The organism is Candidatus Kurthia intestinigallinarum (genome assembly GCF_003991225.1).
Taxonomy (GTDB): domain Bacteria; phylum Bacillota; class Bacilli; order Bacillales_A; family Planococcaceae; genus Kurthia; species Kurthia populi.
Window position 1 is genome coordinate 1 of the sequence record NZ_JTFC01000110.1, and the last position, 1823, is coordinate 1823.

Genomic DNA, 1823 nt, shown 5'->3' on the forward strand with positions numbered 1-1823 from the left:
ACACGACCATGAAATCAACTGGCATCGTACGCAAAGTCGATGAATTAGGGCGTATCGTTATCCCAATGGAGCTACGCAGAACGCTTGAAATCAACGAAAAAGACCCTGTTGAAATTTTCATTGATGGCGAGGAAATTATTTTACGAAAGTATGCGCCACAAGCTGCTTGCATAGTAACAGGAGAAATTACGCCAGATAACTTCACATTATTTAATCACATCACCCTTTCTCCTAAAGGGGCTGAAGTGTTGCTAAATCAACTGAAACAGAAATAATTGAACTCTTCATAATGTAGAAATGGATAGGCTACATTTAGTTGGACACACTTTATAGAGTATAGAGGGCAAATTCTAAGTCTATCAACGGAGAAGAGCTTTACGTGGAGCAATGGGCATGATAGCCTCGTTTGGCTAAGCCAGCCTGATATTGCTGGCTTTCTGGCGCAAGGAGTCATGCCCATAGAGGCTCCATGTCAAGCAACTTGTACGCCCCTTATGCTTTAAGAGCACCCTTATAAAAGTTGTCCAAAAGTGTTGCCATACCACTTCAGCACATTCGCAATATCGCGTGCTACTGAAGGCTTTTCTGCTAATACTACACTTTTAGCCATATTAAACATCCTTTCGTAAATCCTTGTGTTTAATATAGCATAGAGAATATAGTTTAAACATTTATTCCAGTGCTTCAATATATGAGGGTAGCGTCAGTAAATCGTATTTTTATGACGAGGCCACATGTTTATGATGACCGTAGCTGTGATATTTTAGAAGGCAATCTAGAAACAATTACCCCCTCGTATAAGTATTATATGATGGGGTATTGGAGCATGATAAAGTAGTAATCTCTAATATTTTTGAAAGATAGATATTTAGAGATATGTATGATAGGAAAGTAGGTGAAAGACCGGATCTTCATCTGCTTCTTTATTTTAATAACGGCTTTTATTAAATGCCCAAACGTCAGTTGATGAACGAATAGGGATAGAGTATGTTGTATTTATTCGAATGCGGAAGATTTAGAAAGGGTGAGCAGGTGAAAGTACAAGATCATTTTGAAGTGCTTAATTATAATACATCGGTTTTAAAAATGCCGTTTACGATAGCTCATGTACTTATCACACTTATTTTAACCATTTTAATTTCAGTAAATGATGCACCAACTAGTAATATTGTGTTGTTTATTTTAGGCTCAGTTTTATTTAGCGTACTTCACTGGATGGGCAGTTGGTTATTTAAGCGGTTTAGTACGTTTTATTTAATCGTTCAGCTCGTCATTATATTTGGCGTTGCGATGCTTGTTAGTGATTTTGGTATTATTCTATTGATTGTGTACGGAGGCACATTAGTAGCACAGTCTTTTTATTTATATAACAGTGCGAAACGATTTGTTGCCTTTTTAGTGTTGTATATTGGGTCGGTTATTTTTATGTTATCCATTTTATACGGGCAAGAGAAATATGATTATGCAATTTTCATCTTTGTTATTTCCATGTTGTTTATTTTATTAGGCTTTGCGACGTTTAATCAAAAGGAAGTAGAAAATCGGCAATTGCAGCTGGCGAATAAACGGATTGAAGCATTAACGAAGCAAAACGAACGTCAACGAATGGCAAGGAATTTACATGATTCGTTAATTCAACGGTTGATTGGTGTGAATTTAAAAATGGAAGTGATGGATGAGTATTTAGAAGACGGGGATGTAAAAGAGGCTGCTGAGCTATTGAGATTAGCAAAATCACAGGTTGAAGATTCTATTATAGAAGCGAGAAATGTAGTGGATGATTTGCGTTTGTCTGAAGAAATTATGCTCAATCCTCGCCTGTT

Annotated in this window: 2 protein-coding genes; both read left to right on the forward strand. The window is 36.7% G+C overall.

Features of this window, described 5'->3' with window-relative positions; translation table 11 throughout:
• The first annotated feature begins 8 nt into the window (after positions 1-8).
• Complete coding sequence (locus tag QI30_RS18985) at positions 9-275, forward strand: AbrB/MazE/SpoVT family DNA-binding domain-containing protein (RefSeq protein ID WP_126992088.1); 267 nt, start codon at positions 9-11, stop codon at positions 273-275.
• Between the two features lie 757 nt (positions 276-1032).
• A partial coding sequence (locus QI30_RS18995; protein ID WP_158621084.1) for a sensor histidine kinase occupies positions 1033-1823 on the forward strand: 791 nt, incomplete at its 3' end.

What these genes read in the sequence shown, in the direction of transcription:
- QI30_RS18985 (WP_126992088.1), top strand. Translation starts at nt 9, where the DNA reads ATGAAATCAACTGGCATCGTACGCAAAGTCGATGAATTAGGGCGTATC.